At 51.2% G+C, this 20,241-nt stretch carries 13 protein-coding genes; 10 read left to right on the top strand and 3 right to left on the bottom strand.

The genetic code is table 11. The features are described from left to right. Window positions 1-66: 66 nt before the first annotated feature. A complete protein-coding gene (locus ACQ6WK_RS14845) occupies window positions 67-1,482 on the bottom strand; it encodes a 3-isopropylmalate dehydratase large subunit (protein WP_432798168.1) in 1,416 nt (471 codons plus the stop codon). Window positions 1,483-1,782: 300 nt separating this feature from the next. On the opposite strand from ACQ6WK_RS14845, the gene ACQ6WK_RS14840 reads away from it, so the two are divergent. The 4 genes from ACQ6WK_RS14840 (at window position 1,783) to ACQ6WK_RS14825 (ending at window position 7,217) form a co-directional block, all read left to right on the top strand. Continuing rightward, window positions 1,783-2,394: a hypothetical protein gene (locus tag ACQ6WK_RS14840; protein WP_432798167.1), complete on the top strand. Its 612-nt coding sequence runs from the start codon at window positions 1,783-1,785 to the stop codon at window positions 2,392-2,394. A gap of 384 nt (window positions 2,395-2,778) precedes the next feature. Further along, window positions 2,779-3,384: a response regulator gene (locus tag ACQ6WK_RS14835; protein WP_432798166.1), complete on the top strand. Its 606-nt coding sequence runs from the start codon at window positions 2,779-2,781 to the stop codon at window positions 3,382-3,384. Between the two features lie 287 nt (window positions 3,385-3,671). Beyond that, complete coding sequence (locus tag ACQ6WK_RS14830) at window positions 3,672-5,945, top strand: HDOD domain-containing protein (protein WP_432798165.1); 2,274 nt, start codon at window positions 3,672-3,674, stop codon at window positions 5,943-5,945. Window positions 5,946-6,026: 81 nt separating this feature from the next. Then, window positions 6,027-7,217, top strand: coding sequence for a response regulator (locus ACQ6WK_RS14825; RefSeq protein ID WP_432798164.1), 1,191 nt, complete (start codon window positions 6,027-6,029; stop codon window positions 7,215-7,217). A 214-nt stretch (window positions 7,218-7,431) separates the two neighbouring features. On the opposite strand, the gene ACQ6WK_RS14820 is transcribed toward ACQ6WK_RS14825, so the two are convergent. Beyond that, entirely contained in the window at window positions 7,432-8,499 is a 1,068-nt protein-coding gene (locus tag ACQ6WK_RS14820) for a hypothetical protein (protein WP_432798163.1), read from the bottom strand. A 416-nt stretch (window positions 8,500-8,915) separates the two neighbouring features. Here ACQ6WK_RS14820 and ACQ6WK_RS14815 point away from each other — a divergent pair, with 416 nt between their 5' ends. The 6 genes from ACQ6WK_RS14815 (at window position 8,916) to ACQ6WK_RS14790 (ending at window position 19,168) form a co-directional block, all read left to right on the top strand. Then, the gene (locus ACQ6WK_RS14815) at window positions 8,916-11,072 is read left to right on the top strand and encodes an SPFH domain-containing protein (protein WP_432798162.1); all 2,157 of its coding nucleotides are present in this window, start codon (window positions 8,916-8,918) and stop codon (window positions 11,070-11,072) included. Between the two features lie 77 nt (window positions 11,073-11,149). Continuing rightward, on the top strand, window positions 11,150-12,130 hold the full coding sequence (locus ACQ6WK_RS14810) for an SPFH domain-containing protein (protein WP_432798161.1): 981 nt from the start codon (window positions 11,150-11,152) through the stop codon (window positions 12,128-12,130). Between the two features lie 89 nt (window positions 12,131-12,219). Beyond that, a complete protein-coding gene (locus tag ACQ6WK_RS14805) occupies window positions 12,220-13,623 on the top strand; it encodes an SPFH domain-containing protein (RefSeq protein ID WP_432798160.1) in 1,404 nt (467 codons plus the stop codon). A 163-nt stretch (window positions 13,624-13,786) separates the two neighbouring features. Further along, window positions 13,787-15,004 (top strand): ABC transporter ATP-binding protein, encoded by a 1,218-nt coding sequence (locus ACQ6WK_RS14800; protein WP_432798159.1) that lies wholly within the window; start codon window positions 13,787-13,789, stop codon window positions 15,002-15,004. A 92-nt stretch (window positions 15,005-15,096) separates the two neighbouring features. Continuing rightward, complete coding sequence (locus ACQ6WK_RS14795; protein WP_432798158.1) at window positions 15,097-16,944, top strand: ABC transporter permease; 1,848 nt, start codon at window positions 15,097-15,099, stop codon at window positions 16,942-16,944. A gap of 76 nt (window positions 16,945-17,020) precedes the next feature. Beyond that, window positions 17,021-19,168: a hypothetical protein gene (locus ACQ6WK_RS14790; protein WP_432798157.1), complete on the top strand. Its 2,148-nt coding sequence runs from the start codon at window positions 17,021-17,023 to the stop codon at window positions 19,166-19,168. 177 nt (window positions 19,169-19,345) lie between these two features. On the opposite strand, the gene ACQ6WK_RS14785 is transcribed toward ACQ6WK_RS14790, so the two are convergent. Beyond that, window positions 19,346-20,239 (bottom strand): D-hexose-6-phosphate mutarotase, encoded by an 894-nt coding sequence (locus ACQ6WK_RS14785; protein WP_432798156.1) that lies wholly within the window; start codon window positions 20,237-20,239, stop codon window positions 19,346-19,348. Window positions 20,240-20,241 lie beyond the last annotated feature (2 nt).

The raw sequence follows: 20,241 nt of genomic DNA, 5'->3' as shown, positions 1-20,241 counted from the left end.
GAGAAAACCCCGCAGCATGGAAGCTGTGGGGTTTGTTTGGGTAGGGTGGTCTAATTGTTGATTAGATTAGCAGACGCCAGCGGATCCAGTTTGGATTGGTTCGCTGATGTATTCGCGTGGGTCGGTGACTTTGCCGGTGAGTGCAGATGCAGCGGCGGTGAGTGGTGAGGCGAGGTAGACGCCTGCTTCCTTGTGACCCATGCGGCCAGGGAAGTTACGATTGGTTGTTGAAATACAGTTGAGTGGTTCGTTGAGTCGGCCGAAGGTGTCTTGTGGTCCACCGAGGCATGCAGCACATGAAGCGGCGCCGATGTTGCAGCCAGCGTCTTCGAGTGTCTGGTAGATGTTCTTTTGGCCATCTTTAACAGGCTCGCCATCGAGGCCGAGGCGAAGCATGTCGGAGTGAACTTCGGTTGAACCTGGGACAACGAAGGTCGGAATCTTGACCTGGTTGCCTGAGAGGATGTTGGCAGCCATGATCATGTCGGTAATCTTGCCGCCGGTACAAGAACCGATGTATGCACGGTCTAACTTCTGGTTAGACAGTTCGCGAGCGGTCTTGGTGTTGTCTGGTGAGTGTGGTGCTGCGACGAGTGGCTCGAAGTCAGCGAGGTCCCATGTGTACTCAAAGTCGTACTCTGCGCCTTCGTCTTCAGTGTAGACGGTCCAATCAGGACGGTTAGAACGTGCACGAACATATTGAAGTGTCTTTTCATCAACGTCGCAGATGCCGTTCTTGCCACCAGCTTCGATAGCCATGTTGGTAAGAGTCATGCGATCTTCAAGTGTAAGTGAAGTAATGCCTGAGCCTGTGAAGTACATGGCTTTGTATGTCGCACCGGAGAAGCCGATCTTGCCGATGACAGCGAGGATGAGATCTTTAGCGGTGAGGTAGGCTGGGATCTCACCGTTGAAGACGAACTTCATGGTCGGTGGAACTTTGAGCCAAGTCTTGCCTGTGCCCATGGTGAATGCAGCATCGGTGTTGCCGACACCTGTTGCGAACTGGCCGAAGGCGCCGGCGGTGCATGTGTGTGAGTCGGTGCCGAGAAGAATTTCGCCCGGACGGCAGTGCCCTTCTTCGGGGAGCGCTTTGTGGCAGACACCTTTATAGTTGGTGTTGTTGGGGTCGCGGTAAGGCGAGGGGAAGCCGGACCCGAGCTCGGTGTTGACGAAGTCGGGGTCGTAGTAGTATTTGATGTTTTGCTCAGCGACGAAATCGCGGAGGGTTTGGATGTTGCGGTGACACTTGTCGTCTGCGGTGAAGATGTAGTGGTCGGGGATGATGGGGATGCGCGAGTTGTCCCAGACCTTGGCGTCCTGGCCGAATTCTTTTTTGAAGATGCCGATGGTGCCGGGGCCACAGACGTCGTGTGTCATGAGGATATCGACGTTGACCCAGACGTTTTCGCCGGGGGTGACTTCATCGCGGCCAGCGTGGGCGGCGAGTATTTTTTCGGTCATGGTCATGGGGCGTGGCATGGGATAGATCCTTTGGTGTGGCGAGAGGGATCGCCTAACTTATGTTCAGTCAAGGGCTTGCGATTTTGGCGGGGTGTGGGGTTGGGGTTCGCCGATTGAGGCGGGTGTGTCTTGAATGGAGTATTTTAGCGGAGAAACGGGGTGGGGGCGACCCCCGGAAGTGCCCACCTGAAAGTATGCCCGGAAGTAGGTGGCCAGTTGCCAGGGAGAAATGGATTTGCGGGATTGTTGAAATTGATTGTGGTGGGGCTGCATGTGACATAGGTATATTGGTGCGAGGGAATGATCCGGAGGCATGTGATGGGTGAAGTCAACAAGGACAAAGAAGCGTGGCGGATTGGTGAGTGGGGTTTGACTTGGCTAAGCGTTTGTTGGTGCGCGACGAAGATGATGATGGCGGGGATGATGAGCGTGATGGTGGTTTGCTATGTAGCCATGATTCGCTTGAGCGATCGGGATGATGTGATTGGTGAGCTTGTTGGGCGCGACCGGTGGCTGTTGATGATGATGTTGCTTCCGATGATTGGGGGTGGCGTAGCAGTGCTGTGGTACCACCAAATGTTTACAGCTAAAAAGTTGGTGAAGATACGAAAAGACACACATGATGCTTTATGGTGGGGGATTGTGATTGTGTGGGGGATTGGTGCTGCCGAAACGACTTATGTGATACGTAATGACGGGTTGGCACGTATGGATTTGATCTACGTGCTGTTTGCGTGCATTTTTTGTGGCGTCACGATGGGTGTGTTGATCTTGCTTTTATGGTTGGACTTTACACGTCCACGTGAGGGTTTTTGTTCAAATTGTGAGTTTGATTTACAAGGAACGATTGCAGCGGAGCGGAATGAATGTCCAGAGTGTGGGGAGGCGATTGGCAGGGAGGATCATCCTGCGGCATCATCGATCGATTAAGTGAAGCACGATTGCGGGCGGTGAACATAAAACAGAAGAATTGTTGCGATGAATGACGGATGGCGTCTTTTTATGATTGCGCGCGGATTGTGTGCACACAATAAAACGGAATATAGAAATCCATTTTCTGTGAATCATGTCTAAGCGCAGGTTAGAAGGCTGGTAAAAATGGGATGTTTTAATGATTTTGCAGGTGTGGTAAGAAATGGGGGTTAAGTCTTGATGTGTGCGGGTCGATGTGAAAGTAGGCAAGCTGGAGAAGCGGCTTGTCTGAAGGTTTTTTGGCATATGAACGGTGCACGGTGACGCAGCGGCAGGAGAAAGATGGCCGCGCTGATGCAAGGGCAACACGTTACAACGCACGGCATGTAAGTGAGCATGGTCATGAGTGTGAACAACACATCGGAACTGAAAGCGAAACAGGTTTTTACCACGGGCGAAGCGGCAGAGATCTGCAAAGTTTCGCAGCAGACAATCATCCGCTGTTTTGATAGTGGACGGTTGAATGGATTTCGCGTGCCGGGCAGTCGGTTTCGACGTATCCCGCGCGACGAGCTGATTCGTTTTATGCAAGAGAACGGCATCCCGTTAGAAACACTTGGCGAGGAAAAAGGCGATGCGCGTCGGAAGCTATTGGTGGTGGATGACGATAGCGAGATCGTTGAGCTGTTTGTGGATCTGCTGACACGCAATGAAAACTATGAAGTCAAGACTGCGAGTACGGGTTATGATGCAGGTCTGATTACAGAGCAATTTAAGCCTGATTTAATGATTTTGGATTATATGCTGCCTGACATTAATGGGAATGTCGTTTGTGAGACGGTGCGTAAGAATCCTGATTTGGTGAACATGAAGATCATCATTGTGTCGGGCGTGGTGAATCAGGATGAGGTGCATCAACTGCTTGCGGCGGGTGCGGACGAGTTCATCAAGAAGCCGTTCAATATTGAGCGGTTGCAAGAACGAATTGACACGCTACTTGCGGCGTGATCGAGGGAAGAGGACGCGAGGGAACCATCTTCCGCGTATGGCGGAGGAGGAAGATAGAGAGGCCGCTACCACTGAGGATTTCAGAACTTGAAACTTCAGTGCGTTGCGGCTTTTCGCACTGACCTAAGTGCTGATTAGAAGTGCTGGGATGGTGAGGAGAGGAAGAGAGAGCTGGTTGATAGGCCGAGCTGTTTGGGCGTGTCAAGAAAGTAACCAGTGAATGAGGGGAGTGCGCCGGTGAGATGTGATGCTGAGGGGCATGATGTTGAGCAGGCCACCGATGATGTATGAGCAGTAATGAAATCAGCAAATCGCGCCGAATGGAATTGATCCTACGGCAGATTGAATCGTTACCGACGTTGCCAGTGATCGCAACGCGGCTACTTGCCCTTACGGCGAGCGATGACTCCCAGGCTCGCGAAGTGATTGAGCTTGTAAGCGCTGACCCTGCATTAACATCCAAGGTTTTATCGCTGTGTCGTAGCGCGGATAAAGGTATCCGTGAGGAAGTGGTGACGGTGGACAAAGCGGTTGTGTTGCTCGGGTTCAATGCGATTCGGAATGCGGTGCTGTCGATCAAAGTTTTTGAGATGTTTGATGGGAAGGATCAGAGCAAACCGTCGGATAATCCGGAAGGTTTGGCGGCGTATGGCGGATTTGATCATGCAGGTTTCTGGATGCATAGCTTGGCGGTGGGTGTGCTGGCGGAGGGGATTGTGAAAGAAACGGGCGCTGGCACGGGACTGAACGCGGATGAGGCGTTTGTTTGCGGGCTTCTGCACGATGTGGGCAAGTTGGCGCTAGAACAGGTCTTGCCGAAGAGTTATGAACGCGTGGTTGAGCTTGCGGAGTTGAATCATGGGAACATTGCGACGTATGAACGCAGTGTGGTAGGGATTGATCATCACACAGCAGGCAAGCGATTGGCGGAGCAGTGGGGTTTGCCGCATCGCTTGGGTGATTGTATTTGGTTGCATGGTGGGCCGTATGACTCGCTGCCGGATTTGCCGCACAAGAAGATGGTCGGATTGATCTCGCTTGCGGATATATTGGTGCGTAAGCAACACCTGGGGTATTCAGGGAACTATGTTTTTGGTGAGCGTGAAGAACGATTGATTGAACGGCTGGACTTACCCGCGGGTGCGGTGCAGCGCGCGGTTGACCGTTTGCATGATCGACTTGAATCGCGTGGCAAGGCGCTTGGGATTTATGACAAGCCGTCTCGTGAGATGTTTATGCAGTCGATTCAGCGTGCGAATGAAGCGCTGGGGCGCGTGAATCATGTGCTGGAGAAGAAAGGGCAGGTCGCACAGCAACAGGGCGTGGTGCTTGAAGGCGTGGCGCGTTTTCATAGCCGATCATTGCCGGGACGGAGTGTGCAGGATGTGATTGATCAGGTGATAATGAGTGCGCGCGAAACATTTGGTAATGGTTTTTATGCGATGGTGTACCCGGGTAAGTCGGATGAAGTGGGCGCACAGAATTGGCAGGTGAGCCGGTATACGGAGGGCGGCGACCCGGTGGACACGCAGTGTGTGGATGTGCCGATGGGCGCGCCGGATTTGCGGTCGCTTGATCTGAGCGAGCCGATGGGTGTGAACATGATGGGGGTGCTACCGTGGGTGCAGGACTTTTTAGTGGGGTCGCAGGACATCAGGAAAGTACGGCTTTTACCGCTGCAAAGTGGGTGGGGGACGGTCGCGGTGTTGCTACATGATCGAAGTAATTTGGCGAATTGGCAGGTGCTTTTGCCATTGGTGAGTACATGGGGTGCTGCCATGGCGGGCGCGGAACAGCATGATGGTGCGCGGCGATTAGGTGAGCAGCTTGCAGAAGCAAACAGCGCGCTGGCAGATGCGCAGGATCGATTGCTGCGGCAAGAATCCATGGCCCGTTTGGGTGAGATGGCATCAGGTGCGGCACATGAAATGAACAATCCGCTTGCGGTGATCAGTGGGCGTTCACAGTTGTTATCAATGACGTTGCAGCCGGGTTCGAATGAGCAGAAGACCGCGCAGACGATCTTTAAGGAAGCGCATCGGCTGAGTGATTTGATTACAGCACTGCGATTATTTGCCGAGCCGCCACGACCTGAACTAACAGAAAGTGATCTTGCGTCGCTGCTTGATGGTGCGATCAAACGTGTTCGATCTAAGTGCGATTTTAAGGATCAGGAAACACCGATCTATTTGCGCGTGAAACAAACCTTGCCAAAGATGCGGCTTGATACTGAGCTGATTCAAGAAGCGGTGGGCGAGTTGTTGCATAACGCAATTCAATCGCATCCGCGTGAAGGGATCGAAGTGATTGTAGATCTGACGGAGAATGAGGGGGCGGTGAATTTGCAGGTGAAAGATGATGGCGAGGGAATGGATGAGAAAACACTTGAACACGCGATGGATCCGTTCTACAGCGCGAAGCCTGCAGGGCGACGTGTGGGCATGGGTCTGACCCGAGCGAAGCAGTATCTTGAGGGTCATAACGGTTGTTTGGAATTGGCAAGCGAGTTGGGGCAGGGAACGGTGGCCACAGTGAAGTTACCGCTCGACTCGGCGGCTTGATGGGACGATACAAGGTGCGGAGGGTCCAGGGCCGGAGCATACCGGACGTTGGATTGCATATAAGTGAAGCAGGAGAAAGCTGTGGCTCACAAAGCGAAAACCGCTTACATTCAAGGGCAGACTGTCACTCACGAAAAGCGTGAAGTGAGTATGTTGCTCGTGGATCCGGGGGATGATTTGTTTGGGATTGCCAGTCGGTACGCCGACAAGCAGGTGGTGCTCAAAGTTGATCATGCCAAAACCATTACCGAAGCGCGCCAGCGCATGACCGAGAAGGTTTACGACCTTTCTATCATCGAGTTGGATCTCGAAGATGGGGTTGGATTAGACTTTGCGGAAGAGTTGGCAGGCGGTAAAGATAAAATGACCGTTGCGGTTGTGACGAATCATCCATCGATTGACGATGCGGTGGTTGCGATTCGTATGGGTCTGACCGACATACTGATGCGGCCGCTTGAGATCAGTGATGTGAACCGTTGTTTACAAAAGCTGATTGAGAAGCAAGCCAAGGATAAAGATCAAGTGATTCGGGTTGATCGTCTCCGCAGATTGTGCAAGAAACTCAATCAAGCACGAGAAGATGTTAGCCAACAGGTTGATGTGCTTTGCAACGATTTGGTGATGGCCTATCAGGAACTCGCCAACCAGATGCAGCAGGTCGTGCAGACTAGTGAGTACAGTACGATTGTCAAAGAAGAGTTGGAGCTGGAATCACTGCTGCGAAAATCGCTTGAATACATGATCGAAAAGGTTGGCCCAGCAAACGCGGCTATCTTCCTGCCCAGCGGCGTGGATCAATACACCCTCGGCGGGTATGTGAACTACGACTGTACCGAAGATAGCGCGGATATGTTGCTGGCTCATTTGGCAGACGTGGTGGCACCCAAAATTGCGATGCGCGATGAGCTGCTTCATATCACCGACAATGGATCGCTTGATTACTGGATCGGTGATGATGCGGCCTATCTAGCGGACAGTCATGTGATTGCGGTGCCATGTTTGCATGAGGGTGAGACACTGTGCGTGTTTGTGCTGTTCCGTGATCAGGCCGAGCCGTTTGAGGATCTGATGGTGGAGACTTGTTCAGCGCTTGGGCCGCTGATGGCAGAGAGCCTTGCTCGTGTCATTCGTGTTCATCATCGTGTTGCACCGGAACTTGATGCATGGGATGGCGATGACAATATAGACGAGTGGAATGTCGATATGCCTTACGATGATACTTATGAAGAAGAGGGTGAAGGCGAATCCCCTGGCGATGATTGGGCGATGTAATCGCCCCCGGAAGCTCACCCCGGGAAATTTCCGGGAAGCGCCTTCATTGGAATTGGGATTGAGCCGTCGACTGAAAAGTCGGCGGTTTTTTCGATGTAGCGATGGGTGATCTATTCGTGAGATTGGTGTCATAAAAAACCCGCTGCGAGAGCGGGTGAATGTTTGCTTGGTTGCGTGAGTGTTGGAAGGATTCAAACTTCCGGGGTGGGGGGATTTAGCCGACTTCGCGTTTTTGGAAGAGGATCACTGCGATCGAGAGGATGGCGATGATATAGAAGACGGCGTAGAGGGAGGAGGCTGCGAAAGCGAGAGGGGTAAACGGATTGCCTTGCGTAATTGCGTCAGCCGGCCAGAGGAATTGCAAGTTTGGCGTGATGAGATAAATGAGCTTTGAAGCAGCGTAGATTAGTTGTGAGTAGAAGGGGATGTGGGCGGAGAAGATGTTGGAGAAGGATTCGAAGACGCCGACATGAGCGGGGATTTCCAGTTTGCTGTTGGTCCACTGGTTCAGTGAGTTGGAGATCAATCCGAGCATGAATGCGCCGATGCAGATGAGAGTGGTCATGACTTTGCCGAGGCGGGTTGAGGCGGCCAGTGCGATGGATGTCAGGATTAGCACGGCGAAGGTGATGAGCCCGACGCCAACGATGACCTGCATGAGCTGGACTTTACCTTCGAAGAGATCGTGATACGGCATCTGAAATGCGAACTTTTTGCTGATAAAAAGGACAAGGACGAAGGCGATGGTTTCTGTGATCGCCAAAGTCCAGGTGAGGGTGGAGGTGAAGACCCAGCGGAACATGTAGTTCGCATAGGAGGCGAAGAGCACGGCGAGTAGTGCGCCGCCGAAGCCGAAGATAACAACCGGCCAGTCGACACGGTTGGAGGCGGTTTGCATGACGCCGTGGCGGACACAGAGGAAGAAGATCATCGCGAGGATGTAGTAGGCGAGGAGGATGGCCGCGGAGACACCGAGGTATTTTCCAACGACGAAGGTGGGGCGGTTGATGGGTTTGCTGATGACGGTGAGGACGGTTTTTTTTTCGATTTCGTCGGTGAGCACGCCTGTGGCGGTGACGGCGGCAAGGAAAAGTGAGATAAGAAGAATGGTGCTTAAGCCCATGTCTACCATGAGTTTAGTGTCTGCCTCGAGAGTGTAGGCTGCGAGCTGGAGGTTGAGGATGAGGGCGATAGTACCGACAAGGACGAGCACCGCGAAGATGGGCTGGCGGATCGACTCGGTGAAGGTGTTTTTCGAGATCGTCAGGAGTTGTCGTAACATCTTGTATTTGCTCTACTTACGTGTGATGCTGCGGTTATTTGATCGCGTTGTTTGAAGCCCAAGGGCGATAAGGGGACCTATTGTCCTCGGAAGTGTTATTTTGTCCACCCATTTGAATAAAAAGTAGCGAAATCCGCTTCTGAGGATGCTGGGGGAGGCGAAAATCTGAAATCCGGTTAAAATGATTCGCTCATTGACACGTTGCGACATGAGTCGCAGCAAGGGGTTGTGGGGCGATGCGGGTTAGGTGTGAGGCGGTAGTTCGGCGGCTGCTTGACGTATCATGATACGAATTTCGAGAGCGGCGAGTTTGAAAGATTAGGTTTTTTTTGAAAATTCTGTGATCCAACGCACGTCATTGTGAGTAATAAGGATAACGAAAATTCATTGAGTCGTAGTAAAGGGCTTTCATACGGATGAGCAACGACCAGCAGACTTATAAGCGGGCCGCGAATGCGGCGTTATTTGGGCTAATTGCGCAGGTGGTGTTGTTCTTGTGTGTGACCATGATCGGGTTGGCGTATGAGTCAGCGGCGATCATGTCTGCGATGTGGTATATCCTGGGTGGTGTGCCGGTGTGGTTTATTTTGTTGGTGCTTTTCCATCAGCATAAACAGGAACGAATTGAGTCATTAGAAGCGGAGCAGTTAGCGGAGGCGGATGCCGAAGCGGCTGCTATTTTTAATGAAGCTGGTCAACAGTTGGCTCAGGCGCGCAAGCGTTTGGCCTCGCTGAACAAATGGTGGATTCCAGGCATCAGCTTGGTTTTGTCCGTCTATCTGCTCTCGATGGGTGGGTACCTATTTTATAAAGCCAATAGCGGGATCGTTCGTACGGCAGGCGAAGCGACCGATTGGTCGGGCCTGATCGGGATGGGCATCAGTCCGAATGCGAAGCCGCTCGTGTTGGTATTTTTATTGGGTGGGTTGGCGTTTCTGGGATTCCTTGTAGCGCGTTATGTGGCGGGGATGACGCGGGTCAAGGAATGGCAGCCGCTTCGAGGGGGGGCGAGCTATGTGATTGGTAACGTGGCAGTGCTGGTGCTGTTGCTATTTGCTGGCACGGTGCCGGTGCTTGTTGATCCAAACTACAAGTGGGGGTTTGCGGTGTTGTCGCTGGCGGTGCCGGTGGTGATGATCGTGCTTGGTTTGGAGATTGTGCTTTCGTTTGTGTTTGGGATTTACCGTCCGCGTCGTGCGGGTGAGGTAAATCGTGCAGCGTTTGACAGCCGTATATTGGGGTGGCTGACCCGACCAGAATCTTTGGGCAGCATCATCAGTGAGACGCTGAATTATCAGTTTGGTTTTGAGATTTCTCGTAGCTGGTTTGTTGAGCTATTAAACAAATCGATCGTGATGTTGTTCGCGGTGGCGGTGATCTTGATTGTGGGATTGAGCACATTGGTGATTGTGCAGCCGCAGCAGGAAGCAGTGATTCTGCTGAACGGCAAGATTGTTCGGACTGTTGAAGCGGGCGTGTGGTTTAAGTATCCGTGGCCGCTTGGTAGTGCTGAAAAATATGATGTGAACCGTGTGAAGCGATTGGTTGTCGGTTCGGTGACGGAGAGTGATCGCGAAGAAGTGAAGCCTGAGATGGTTCAAATGCTTGAGCAGTTGAACTTGAATGCTGGTGAGAAGTTGGGTGTGTGGAAACACAATCATGAGCCGCCGGTGCTTTGGACGAATCAGCACAGCCGCGGGATGGAAGAGTATATGCTGATCGCAGCGACGCCGGTTGAGAATCAAGAAGACGGTGAAGTTACGCGCGGTAGCGTGGCGGGTGAATTGGCTGGCGTTGAAATGGTGGTGGATTACCGCACAAATAACTTGATGGATTATGTGACGCATGTTGATCGCCCGGACAAGATGCTTAAAGCGCTGGCGATCAAACGACTGAGTGCTTATGTCGCAAGCCGCGACATTGATACGCTCATTGGCGAGGCACGGGTCAGTGGCAACACGCAACTGCAATCGTTGTTGCAGGATGATGTTGATGCTGAGAAGCTCGGCCTTGAGATAGTGTTTGTCGGTTTTGGCTCGATCCATCCTCCGCAGGGCGGCGAAGTTGCCAAGGCATTCCATGAACAGAATGGTGCGCTGCAGGACATGAAGATTGCGGTGCAGAGTGCAGATAAGGATTCGATTACATTGCTTGCACAGGTGGCGGGTTCACGGAGCAAAGCGCTTGAGATCAAGCAGTCTATCAATGAGTTAGAGTCGCTTCAGCTTGATGAGAAGCCGGAGTTGGCCGCGGCAGAGCAAGCTAAAATTGAAGGCTTGATCGATATGGCCGGCGGACAGGCGGCGCAGATGCTGCAGGAAGCACGTGCGTACCGTTGGCAGCGTGCATTGGATGAACAGTCGCAGGCACGCAACTTCGAAGCGCAGCTCATGGCGTATCGTAATGCACCGACTTATTACAAGTACCGCATGTACTGGAACACGCTTGCGGAAGGCTTGAAAGACAAGCGCAAGATTGTAGTCGATTCGGACAACATTGATGAAACCACGTTGCGGTTTGATATGAAAGAAACCAGTTCGTCACTTGGCTCGCTGTTCAGCGGTGACCAGTAAAACATTGGCGGCTTAGATAGCAGATCATTATTACGAACGCTGATGACAGCGTAAAAGGTAGATAAGAGACAGGCGATATGAAGAAACATCGATTTATCTTTGGTATTGCGGTATTCGTCGTATTGACATTGGTGGCGTACATGATGTTTTTTACGGTGCGTTACGATCAAGTGGCCGTACTGACGGTGCTGAACAAAGCGACCGCGCCAGCTTACGAGAATGGGCAACTTAAACGTAATCCGGACGGCAGCTTGTCTGACCCAGGCAGCGTGATTGAGGAGCCTGGTATTAAGTTCCGTCTGCCTTGGCCGTTTAGTGATAAGAAGATTTACTCGAAGCGCGTGCAGCTTCTGGAAGATCAGCTTCAGGAATTGCAGACGGCGGACGGTCACTCGGTCGATGTGCAGCTTTACCTAGCTTGGAAGATCGAAGATCCGTATGCGTTCTATCGCAGCATGGAAAACGAAGTGACCGCGAACAAGACGCTCAAGAGTTTGATGGCAAATTTCAGCGGGATCATCAGTTCGTATAACTTCGATCAGCTTGTGAATCTTGATCCAGAGTTACTCAAGCTTGTCGAGATTGAAAGCCGATGTGCGGCTTATTTGCGAGATGACCTTGCGGGATATGATCCTTCTTATGGGATCAAGATTGAGAAGGTTGGGATTCGCCGGTTAGTGATTCCAGAAGATATTACGCCGAAGGTTTTTGAGCGGATGCGCACGACACGTGAGAGTCTGGCTGAGGCAGCGCGTGCCGAAGGTGCCGCGAAGGCAGACCGGATGCGTAACGAAGCTGAGACGATCAAGAAGCAGATCCTTGCGTTTGCAGAGCGTCGTGCACAGGCGATTCGGGATGAAGGTGACCGTGAAGCGGCGAAGTTCTTTGACGCGTTTAGTGAAGATGAAGAGTTTGCGATCTTTCTGAAGCAGATCCGTTCGCTTGAGAAGATGCTGCCGGTGAATACGCAGTTTATTCTGGATGCTCAGGAGATTGGTTTGTCCGAGCTATTTAAGAAGGATGAACTTCGGGTTAGATCGAAAGCGGATTCGCGATAAGCGTATTAGCGAGTGACGGATGGATCGTTGGATGAATGATTAGCACTGCTTCGAAATGAATTTAATTTCGAGCGAAAAGATAGATAGCCATGAGTGAATTGAATCCAAACAACGAGCAGCTTGGCAGCGAAAGCGATGATGATCGTATTGCAACGGTCATGGCGGAACGCCCTGCGGACGATGCACGTGATCACAAGCCTGATCATGACGAGATGATTCATGAAGAAGATCCGGGTGCAAAGGCGCTGACCGATGCGCTGAACATCTGTTTTTTGATCTTGAAGTTCATCATGATTGCGCTGGTGCTGGGGTATTTGATCACGGGTTTGTTCCGTGTCGACCCTCAGAACAAAGCGGTGAAGTTGACGTTTGGTGCGATTGTGGGCGAGCCGGGTCAGCAGGTATTGGAGCAGGGGTGGTATTGGAACTGGCCGTACCCGATTGGAGAGCATGTGTCGGTTTCGCAGAGTCCGCGGACGATCAGCCTGAACCGGGAGTTCTGGTATTCGCTCCGTCCGGGTGAAGAAGGCAAGAAAGTTTCTGAATTACAGGCACGGCCACTCAATCCTATGATGGATGGCTCTGTGATCACGGGCGACGCGAATATTGTGCATGGCCGATTTGATGTGACGTATAAGATTCAAGATTTTGTGAACTTTATCGAGAACGTCGGCACGGTTGAAAAGGTGACGCTCGGTGATACCGAGATGGCGCGTGCAGATGAGATCGTGCGGCAAGCAGTTGCGACGGGTGTTGTGCATGCGATTGCGAAGATCAATGCCGATGAGTACATCGCAGGCCGAACGAATATGGAATCCGCCATGCGGCGGGCGCAACGTATGCTGGATGATCTTGAAACCGGGATCGTTCTTGAAACACTGACAGCGACACAGCATGAGATGCCCAACTCAGTACGGGCAGCTTATGAAGCGGTGAGTAATGCAGAGAACGAGCGCGGGCAGTTAATCCAGAGAGCGCAGCAGGTACGTGCGAAGATCCTTGGTGAGACGGCTGGCGAAGCGCATGTGTACCTCTACAAGCTGGTGCGTGACTATCAGCTCGCGCTGTCAGCGGATGATGCAGCGAAGACTAAGGCGTTTGAAGAGATGATTGATCAGGCGCTGCGGACACTTCGAGTGAAGTTGCCTGAAAGTGATGTGGAGGTTCGGATTGGTGGTGAGACGGCTGCGGTGATTAAGCAGGCCGAATCATATAAGACGCAAGTAGTCGAGCAGATCAAGGGCGAGGTGAATACGTTCAAGATTCTGCATGATGAATACAAAGCAAATCCGGTGATTTTTAAGAACCGTTACCGCCAGGCAGCACGTGAGAAAATCTTTACCAGCGAAGACGTGGAAACAAACTATGTGCTTGGCGGGAAGCTTTACCTTGAAACCAATCGTGATCCTGAAATTCAGCGAAAGCGCGAGGAGAATCGTCTTCGCAAGCAGCAGGAAGATTTGGTTCGGGAAGGGATGAGTCGGCAACGTTAAGGTTGTCGTGATTGAAGGTTGAGCGGCAACGCGTCCGGATCGGTTTTGATCTTGGCGCGTGTTGCTGAAAGTCGGCCGAGTGCTGCACAACGGAATTGAACTAGAGCGGGTCTTTGCGAAGTGGTGAAGACTTGGAACACATAACACGAAGCGTGAGAAGCGTATGACGCAAGCCATCTCAGAGCCGAGACAAGCCACTGAGCCTACGGGCGATGTGATTATCAAGTGTGTGAAGCTGACCAAAACCTTCAAGGATTTTTGGTTACGTAACCGTGTCCGTGCGGTGGACCAGATTGATCTGGATATCCGCAGCGGAGAGATCTTTGGTTTGCTCGGGCCAAATGGTTCCGGCAAATCGACCACGATCAAGATGATCCTCGGATTGCTGCATGCGACCAGTGGTCACATTGCGGTGTTCAATCAGCATCCGCGCGATGTGGCAACGAAGAACAAGATTGGCTACCTGCCGGAAGAAAGTTACCTGTACCGCTTTCTGAATGCGCGGGAAACGCTTGATTATTATGGTCGGCTGTTTCATCAGAACAGAAGGCAACGCCAACAGCGAATTGACATGCTGCTGGAGATGGTGGGGTTGGATAAAGTTGCAACGCGGCCGGTGGGTGAGTATTCCAAAGGGATGCAACGCCGAATCGGTTTAGCACAGGCGCTGATCAATGATCCACAACTTCTGATCCTTGATGAGCCTACCACGGGTATGGACCCAATAGGGACCAAGCAGATTAAGGATTTGATTCTGCGGTTATCCGAAAAAGGCAAAACCATTCTACTATGTTCCCACCTGCTTTCTGATGTGCAGGATGTGTGTGATCGTGTTGCGATCATGTACGGCGGCAAGGTGCGTCAGGCTGGCACGGTGGATGAGCTTCTCGTGCAACAAGACACGACCACGATCAAGGTCGATCGCCTTGGCGATGATGTGATCAACGAGATTGAACAGGTATTGCAACGTCACGGCAAGAGCATTGAATCAGTCACGAACCCGACGCAGAAGCTTGAAGACCTGTTCCTTGATATTGTTCACAAGGCTCAGAAGGAAGGCGCTGCGACAAGTGGTGCGCGGAGTGGCGGACAGATTGCTGAATTCCTTACCGCGGAAGATACATCGGCTCACATGCCGGAGGAAAGTTCCAAGCAAGTTTTGGATAGCTTGCTCTCAAACGATCGTGCGGTGAAGCAAGAAGCTGAGAAGAAGGTTGAGAGTGTGCCGGAGTCTATGGATACGACCACGAGTGATGCGATTTCGAGTTTGATGAGTGGTGACGTGAAGGAAGAAACCGCGGAGCCAAAAAAAGAGCAAAATGAAAAACCAGCCAACGATGGTGGTAGGGGCGATCAGTCGGTGATCGACGATTTGCTGTAGGGGCGTGTGTGGATGTGACCGGTGTGCTGGTCGAATGAGCATGAACAACGGCGGCATTATGTGGCCGCGATGAATCGGAAAGAATCTTGCCGATGAAACGAAACTGGGTTTTATGGCTAATCGTGCTACTTGTCGCTGTGGTCAGCGGTGAGGGGCTATCGCGACTGATGCAGGCGCAGGACATGTGGTTTGCAGGTGAGGTTGTGGCGTGGATCGGCCGAATCTTTTCCGCATTCTGGATTATTAAAGGATTGCGTACGTGGCGGGATGTGAGCTGGGTGAAGCAGGCTAGTATGGTGGTTGTTGCGACGCTTGTTGCAGGTATGGCTTATCTATTTTTTCAAACAGTTGACATGCCGGCGATGCGAACAATCATTGCGGGTATCTATGCGATGTCAGTCGGATTCTTTCTCGGCTTACAGCTGATTAAGTTACTACTCTCGGGTGGCCATCCGGTTATTGGTGTAGCGCGAACGTTGGTTGATGAAGCAATCTGGATGCGTGTGCCGCTAGTGTTTATGGTGATTTTGGTATTACTCGTACCAATCCTCCCGTTCGCGATTGATTCGGAAGACTTTCTGAAGTACCGCATTCAAACATTCCTGACAGCATCAATGATTGTGGTGTCGATCATGTTGTCGTTGATGACGATTTTCCTAGCGGTGGGTTCGGTGACGAATGAGATGTCGTTCCGGCAGATTTATTTGAGTTTGACCAAACCGCTATCGCGGACGCAATATTTGCTGGGTAAATGGCTAGGGATTGGCTTGCTCAATCTGCTTTTAGTGGCGGTTTGTGGTGTGGCGGTGTACTCGTTCACGACGATGTTGAGTTGGCAGACGCCGCGAGATGCGCTGGATGCCGAAGCGGTGCACGAACAAATTTTAGTTGCTCGCCGAAGTCAAAGGCCGATGCCGCTGTCTGTCGACAAAATACGAGACATGTATGAAAGCCGGATTAAAGAACTGAGAAAAGAAGATCCGGATGTTTATGGTGCGATAGGTTCGCCGATTTCCAATGTGCGCGACGATATCCGGACACGTGTCCAAGATCAAGTGAAGAAACGATGGTATTCATTGCCGCCGCGTGAAACGAAAACATTTATCTTCTCTAATTTGCAGGATGCCAAAAATTATGAGCAGGATATTCAGCTGCGCATCCATCCTAATGCGCAGAAGATAACGATTGATGACATGGTGTTGTTTGATGTTCGTATCAATGGCCGGCAGTACGTCGATCCCAACACATTTAACTTTGAGGAAGGTGGTACGAAGCTAGCCGACAATCACTACCACGTGTTGAATGTGCCGTCGGATTGGATCAGCGAAGACGGTCGTCTTGAAGTGACCTTTGGCAGCATGCTCCGCAAAGGGACCATTGAGCAATCAACGATCACCTTCAAAAGTTCCGATGGTATTGGCGTGCTTTATCGCGTCGGTACATTTGAAGCGAACGTTGTGAAATCGTTCACGATTATCTGGCTGCGGCTATTATTCTTGGCAATGCTCAGTCTCGCAGCAGGTAGCATGTTCAGTTTCCCGGTTGCGATGCTCTTTACGTTGTTGATCTATATCGCGGCTGCAAGCAGTGAATTTATCTTCGAGGCACTTAAGTATTACGCACCGTTCCCTCGCGGCGAAATGGGGCCGTTCGAGTGGTGTGCAAGTATGGTTGAGCTTTTCTGGGAACGCATTAACGGTAAGAAACCATTTGAGGATGGTTTCCATATGATTATCCGACTGGTGGGCCAAACATTTATGAACTTCATTCCACGGTTTGGCTATTACAATCCAACGAGCTATCTGGCTGATGGAATCATCGTTCCGATGAAGATGTTGTACGGCGCATTCCTCTGGCTGGGCATCATCTGGACGGGGCTTGTTGGTTTGATCGGTTTATATGTGTTCCGTAAGCGAGAAATTGCTCGTGTAACCGTGTGATGAAGTAGAAGATGGCGGGTGGGACAAAACTGTATGAACATTCAGCCTAAGCGTTGAATAGAGATAGGAAGAACGTATGAGCAGAGATCGGGTCGTACAAATGATTGCTGGCGTGGTTGCCGTTGCTGCATTATTTGGCGCAACGACACTTGTGCCGCAAATCAACAAGATGCGCCGTGAGTTGCAGCTTGGTTTTGACCTGCAGATTGGGGATCGGCAGCCACCGAAGTATGCACTTGCTGCTGCGGCGCTAGGATCGTTCCGTGGTTTGGCGGTCGATATCCTTTGGTATCGTGCGGAGAATCTCAAGCAAGAAGGCAAGTTCAACGAAGCGAATACCTTAGCGCAATGGATTACAACGTTGCAGCCACGTTTCCCACAGGTGTGGGGTTTTCAGGCGTGGAATATGGCGTACAACATTTCGGTGAAGACCTATACGCCAGAGGAACGTTATGACTGGGTGAACAAGGGGATCAAGCTTCTTCGTGAACAGGGAATTGTTTACAACCCAAACGCGGTGCGTTTGTACCGTGAGCTTGCATGGACGTTCTTCCACAAGATGGGTAAGTATTCGGACGACATGCACTGGTATTACAAGCGTAAGCTAGCTGAAGAGTGGCAGGAAGTCTTGGGTGCGCCGACGGAAGGCGCATCAACTGAGCAAGTGCTGGCTCAGTTCAAGCCGGTGGCGGATGCGATGGATCGGTACTTCGTATTGGATCGGATCACACGTGATGCACGTGATGAACTCGATCGGCTTTCTGAGAAGTTTGAGGAATTTCGTGAGCCACTGAAATCTGTACGTGAATTATCCACGGTGCGTGTGTTAGATGTTATTGGGGATTTACGTGATAAATACGTGGCTAATTCAGAACTTCTTAAAGAGCTTGAAACGCTTGAAGGAATGATTGCCGAACAAGGGCAGCGTGAAGAACAAAATAAGCTGACATTGTTGTTTGAAGATCATCCAGAAACTAAGAACGTGGTGGAAAAACTGCGCGATGCGGGATTGGAGATGGATTCAGATACGTTACGTCAGTTTGGCCAATTGATCGTCGCGCTGCGCTATAACAGTATGGATCGCGTGATTGGATTCGTTGAGGGTAAAGGGAGTGATAAGGAAAAAGCTGCTCTGCGGTTGCTCATTGGTAAAGAAAAGGCAGACCGGGTTGGTACGCAGTATGTGCTTGCATTCCTCCGGGCGAAGACGCTCAGAGATGAATACAACATGGATCCGGGGATTATGTATGAGATTATGGAGCTGTTTGGGCCGCTTGACTGGCGACATCCGGCTGCTCATGGTGTGTATTGGGCGTTTTGTGGTGAGCGTGTTTCTGGTGAACTCATGGACACCACGCGTATTGACCTGATCAATACCAACCGTGGGATTATTCATGGTTTGCAGGAATTGATGCACTTTGGTCGCGTGAACTATGACCCGGCTATGCGGCGCATCGACCTTTTGCCTGACCCCCGTTTTATTCCAGCGTACGAGCTAGGGATGGAGCGTTCGATCACACGCATGCAAGCTGCAGATTTTTCAAACAAGAAAGGCACGATCGACAACTATGAAAATGGTCACGAGAACTTCTTGTTAAAAGCGATCACTTATACCTATCTGTATGGTGATGTGGAAGATGCACAGTTTTATTACGATAAGATTCGCAGGTTATATGGGAATCGGCCACACAACCTACGTGACAACAGATACCTGCAGACATTACCCGATTTCGTGATGGGTGAGCTTGAGATGGACATGGATATGCAATCTCAAACGCGACAGTTTATCGATGCGATGATTCAGAATGGGATGCGTCAAGGTCTGGCGAACGGTCGTTTGGATGTGTTCAACAAGTTCATGAAAATGGCGGAGAACGCACACGAGAAATATCAAAAGGATAAAGGACTTGATGCGAAGACGGAGCAGGCCAGGCAGCGTATCCTATCGTTCCGTGAGACATTCCGTGAAACATACATTGGCTATATGCGTTCGCCAGCAGTATCTGTTTTGATTCGTGCGAAGATCTATGGCAGTACGCCTGTTCAATGGCGCGAGTTGACCTATCCCGGCTTCCACGAAGCGGTCAACCAACATGCAGAAGCGGCTGGGTTTGATCCGGCTCTTGCATTCCCCGCGCCGCCAGATTTTGTGAAGCGTCAACTTGCCGCGCCGAAAGAAAAGGAAGATCCGAAACGTACGCCGCAGTCGATCGAACGACAATAAAACTAGAAACCCCTGTTGGGTGATTGGTCTATCAGTGTTTTGCTTTCGTGGGATCAAAGAATGCAGAACCCGGGAACGTGACCCAACATCATGGTGTAAGTTGAGTGTTGTGCTTACCCCGTCTAACCAGGCGGGGTTTTTCTTTGTGATGCTAGGTGACACTATTCAACGGATAGATTAGCTGAGATGTTCAGCGCGGATGACCATGGTCATTTCGTGGAAACGACCGGGCTGTAGCGTGACTGCGTTCTGGCGAACGTTGGCAAATTCTACGCACAGCATTTTCTTCCAGTCATCGTCAGGCATGTCCTTGAGAGATTGCGACTTCTCAATCCAAGGGTTCCAGACAATCGTGGAGTTGGAATGGTGTTTATCAATATAAATACGACGGTTTAATGCGGGGTCTTCAATCATGCATGTGCGGGTGGCTTTGAGATAAACACGATCGGTTTCGCCGGTGATGGTAATGGGCTTGCCGCGTGGTGGTTGTTCGATACCGCCTTGGACTTTATCGACGTAGCTGCAGCCTTCAAGGCCGGTAAGTATGACTTGTTCAATGTCCTGCACATGAAAATAGGTGTGCATGGCTTCTTCAAATGTTTGCGGATTGTCAGAAAGATTGTCTACCTTAAGTGTCATGGTGAGGTGTTCGCTGAATGCGATGAACAAGCGAACTTCGTAAGGAGCGATGTGGTTGATCAGTTCGAGTGTGATTTTTTGTTCATGATTTTGTGCGCGATGCAGTCGCCATTCAGCAGTGCGTGCAAGCCCGTGTACTGGCGCGTTTGGATCATTGGCTTTGGGACCGAACCACGGAAAGACGATGGGAATGCCGCCACGGATGGCAGCACGTTCATCGAAAACCGCATCAGGGCTGAGATATAAAATCGGCTTATGTCCGGTCGGCATAAAATGTGTTACATGTCCACCATGGAGATAGACCGTTGCGTTAACCGTTGGGTGAGTGATCTGCGCACAGGTTAGGCCGCCTTTGCCGATTTCAAATCGAAGGATCTGATCAATGCCGAAATATTCATTAAGCGACTCGATCGATTGATGGTTGTCACTCATTC

Source organism: Poriferisphaera sp. WC338 (assembly GCF_050931845.1).
Taxonomy (GTDB): Bacteria; Planctomycetota; Phycisphaerae; order Phycisphaerales; family Phycisphaeraceae; genus Poriferisphaera.
Note: the sequence above shows the minus strand (reverse complement) of the source record. Positions and strands in the feature narration are given on the sequence as shown.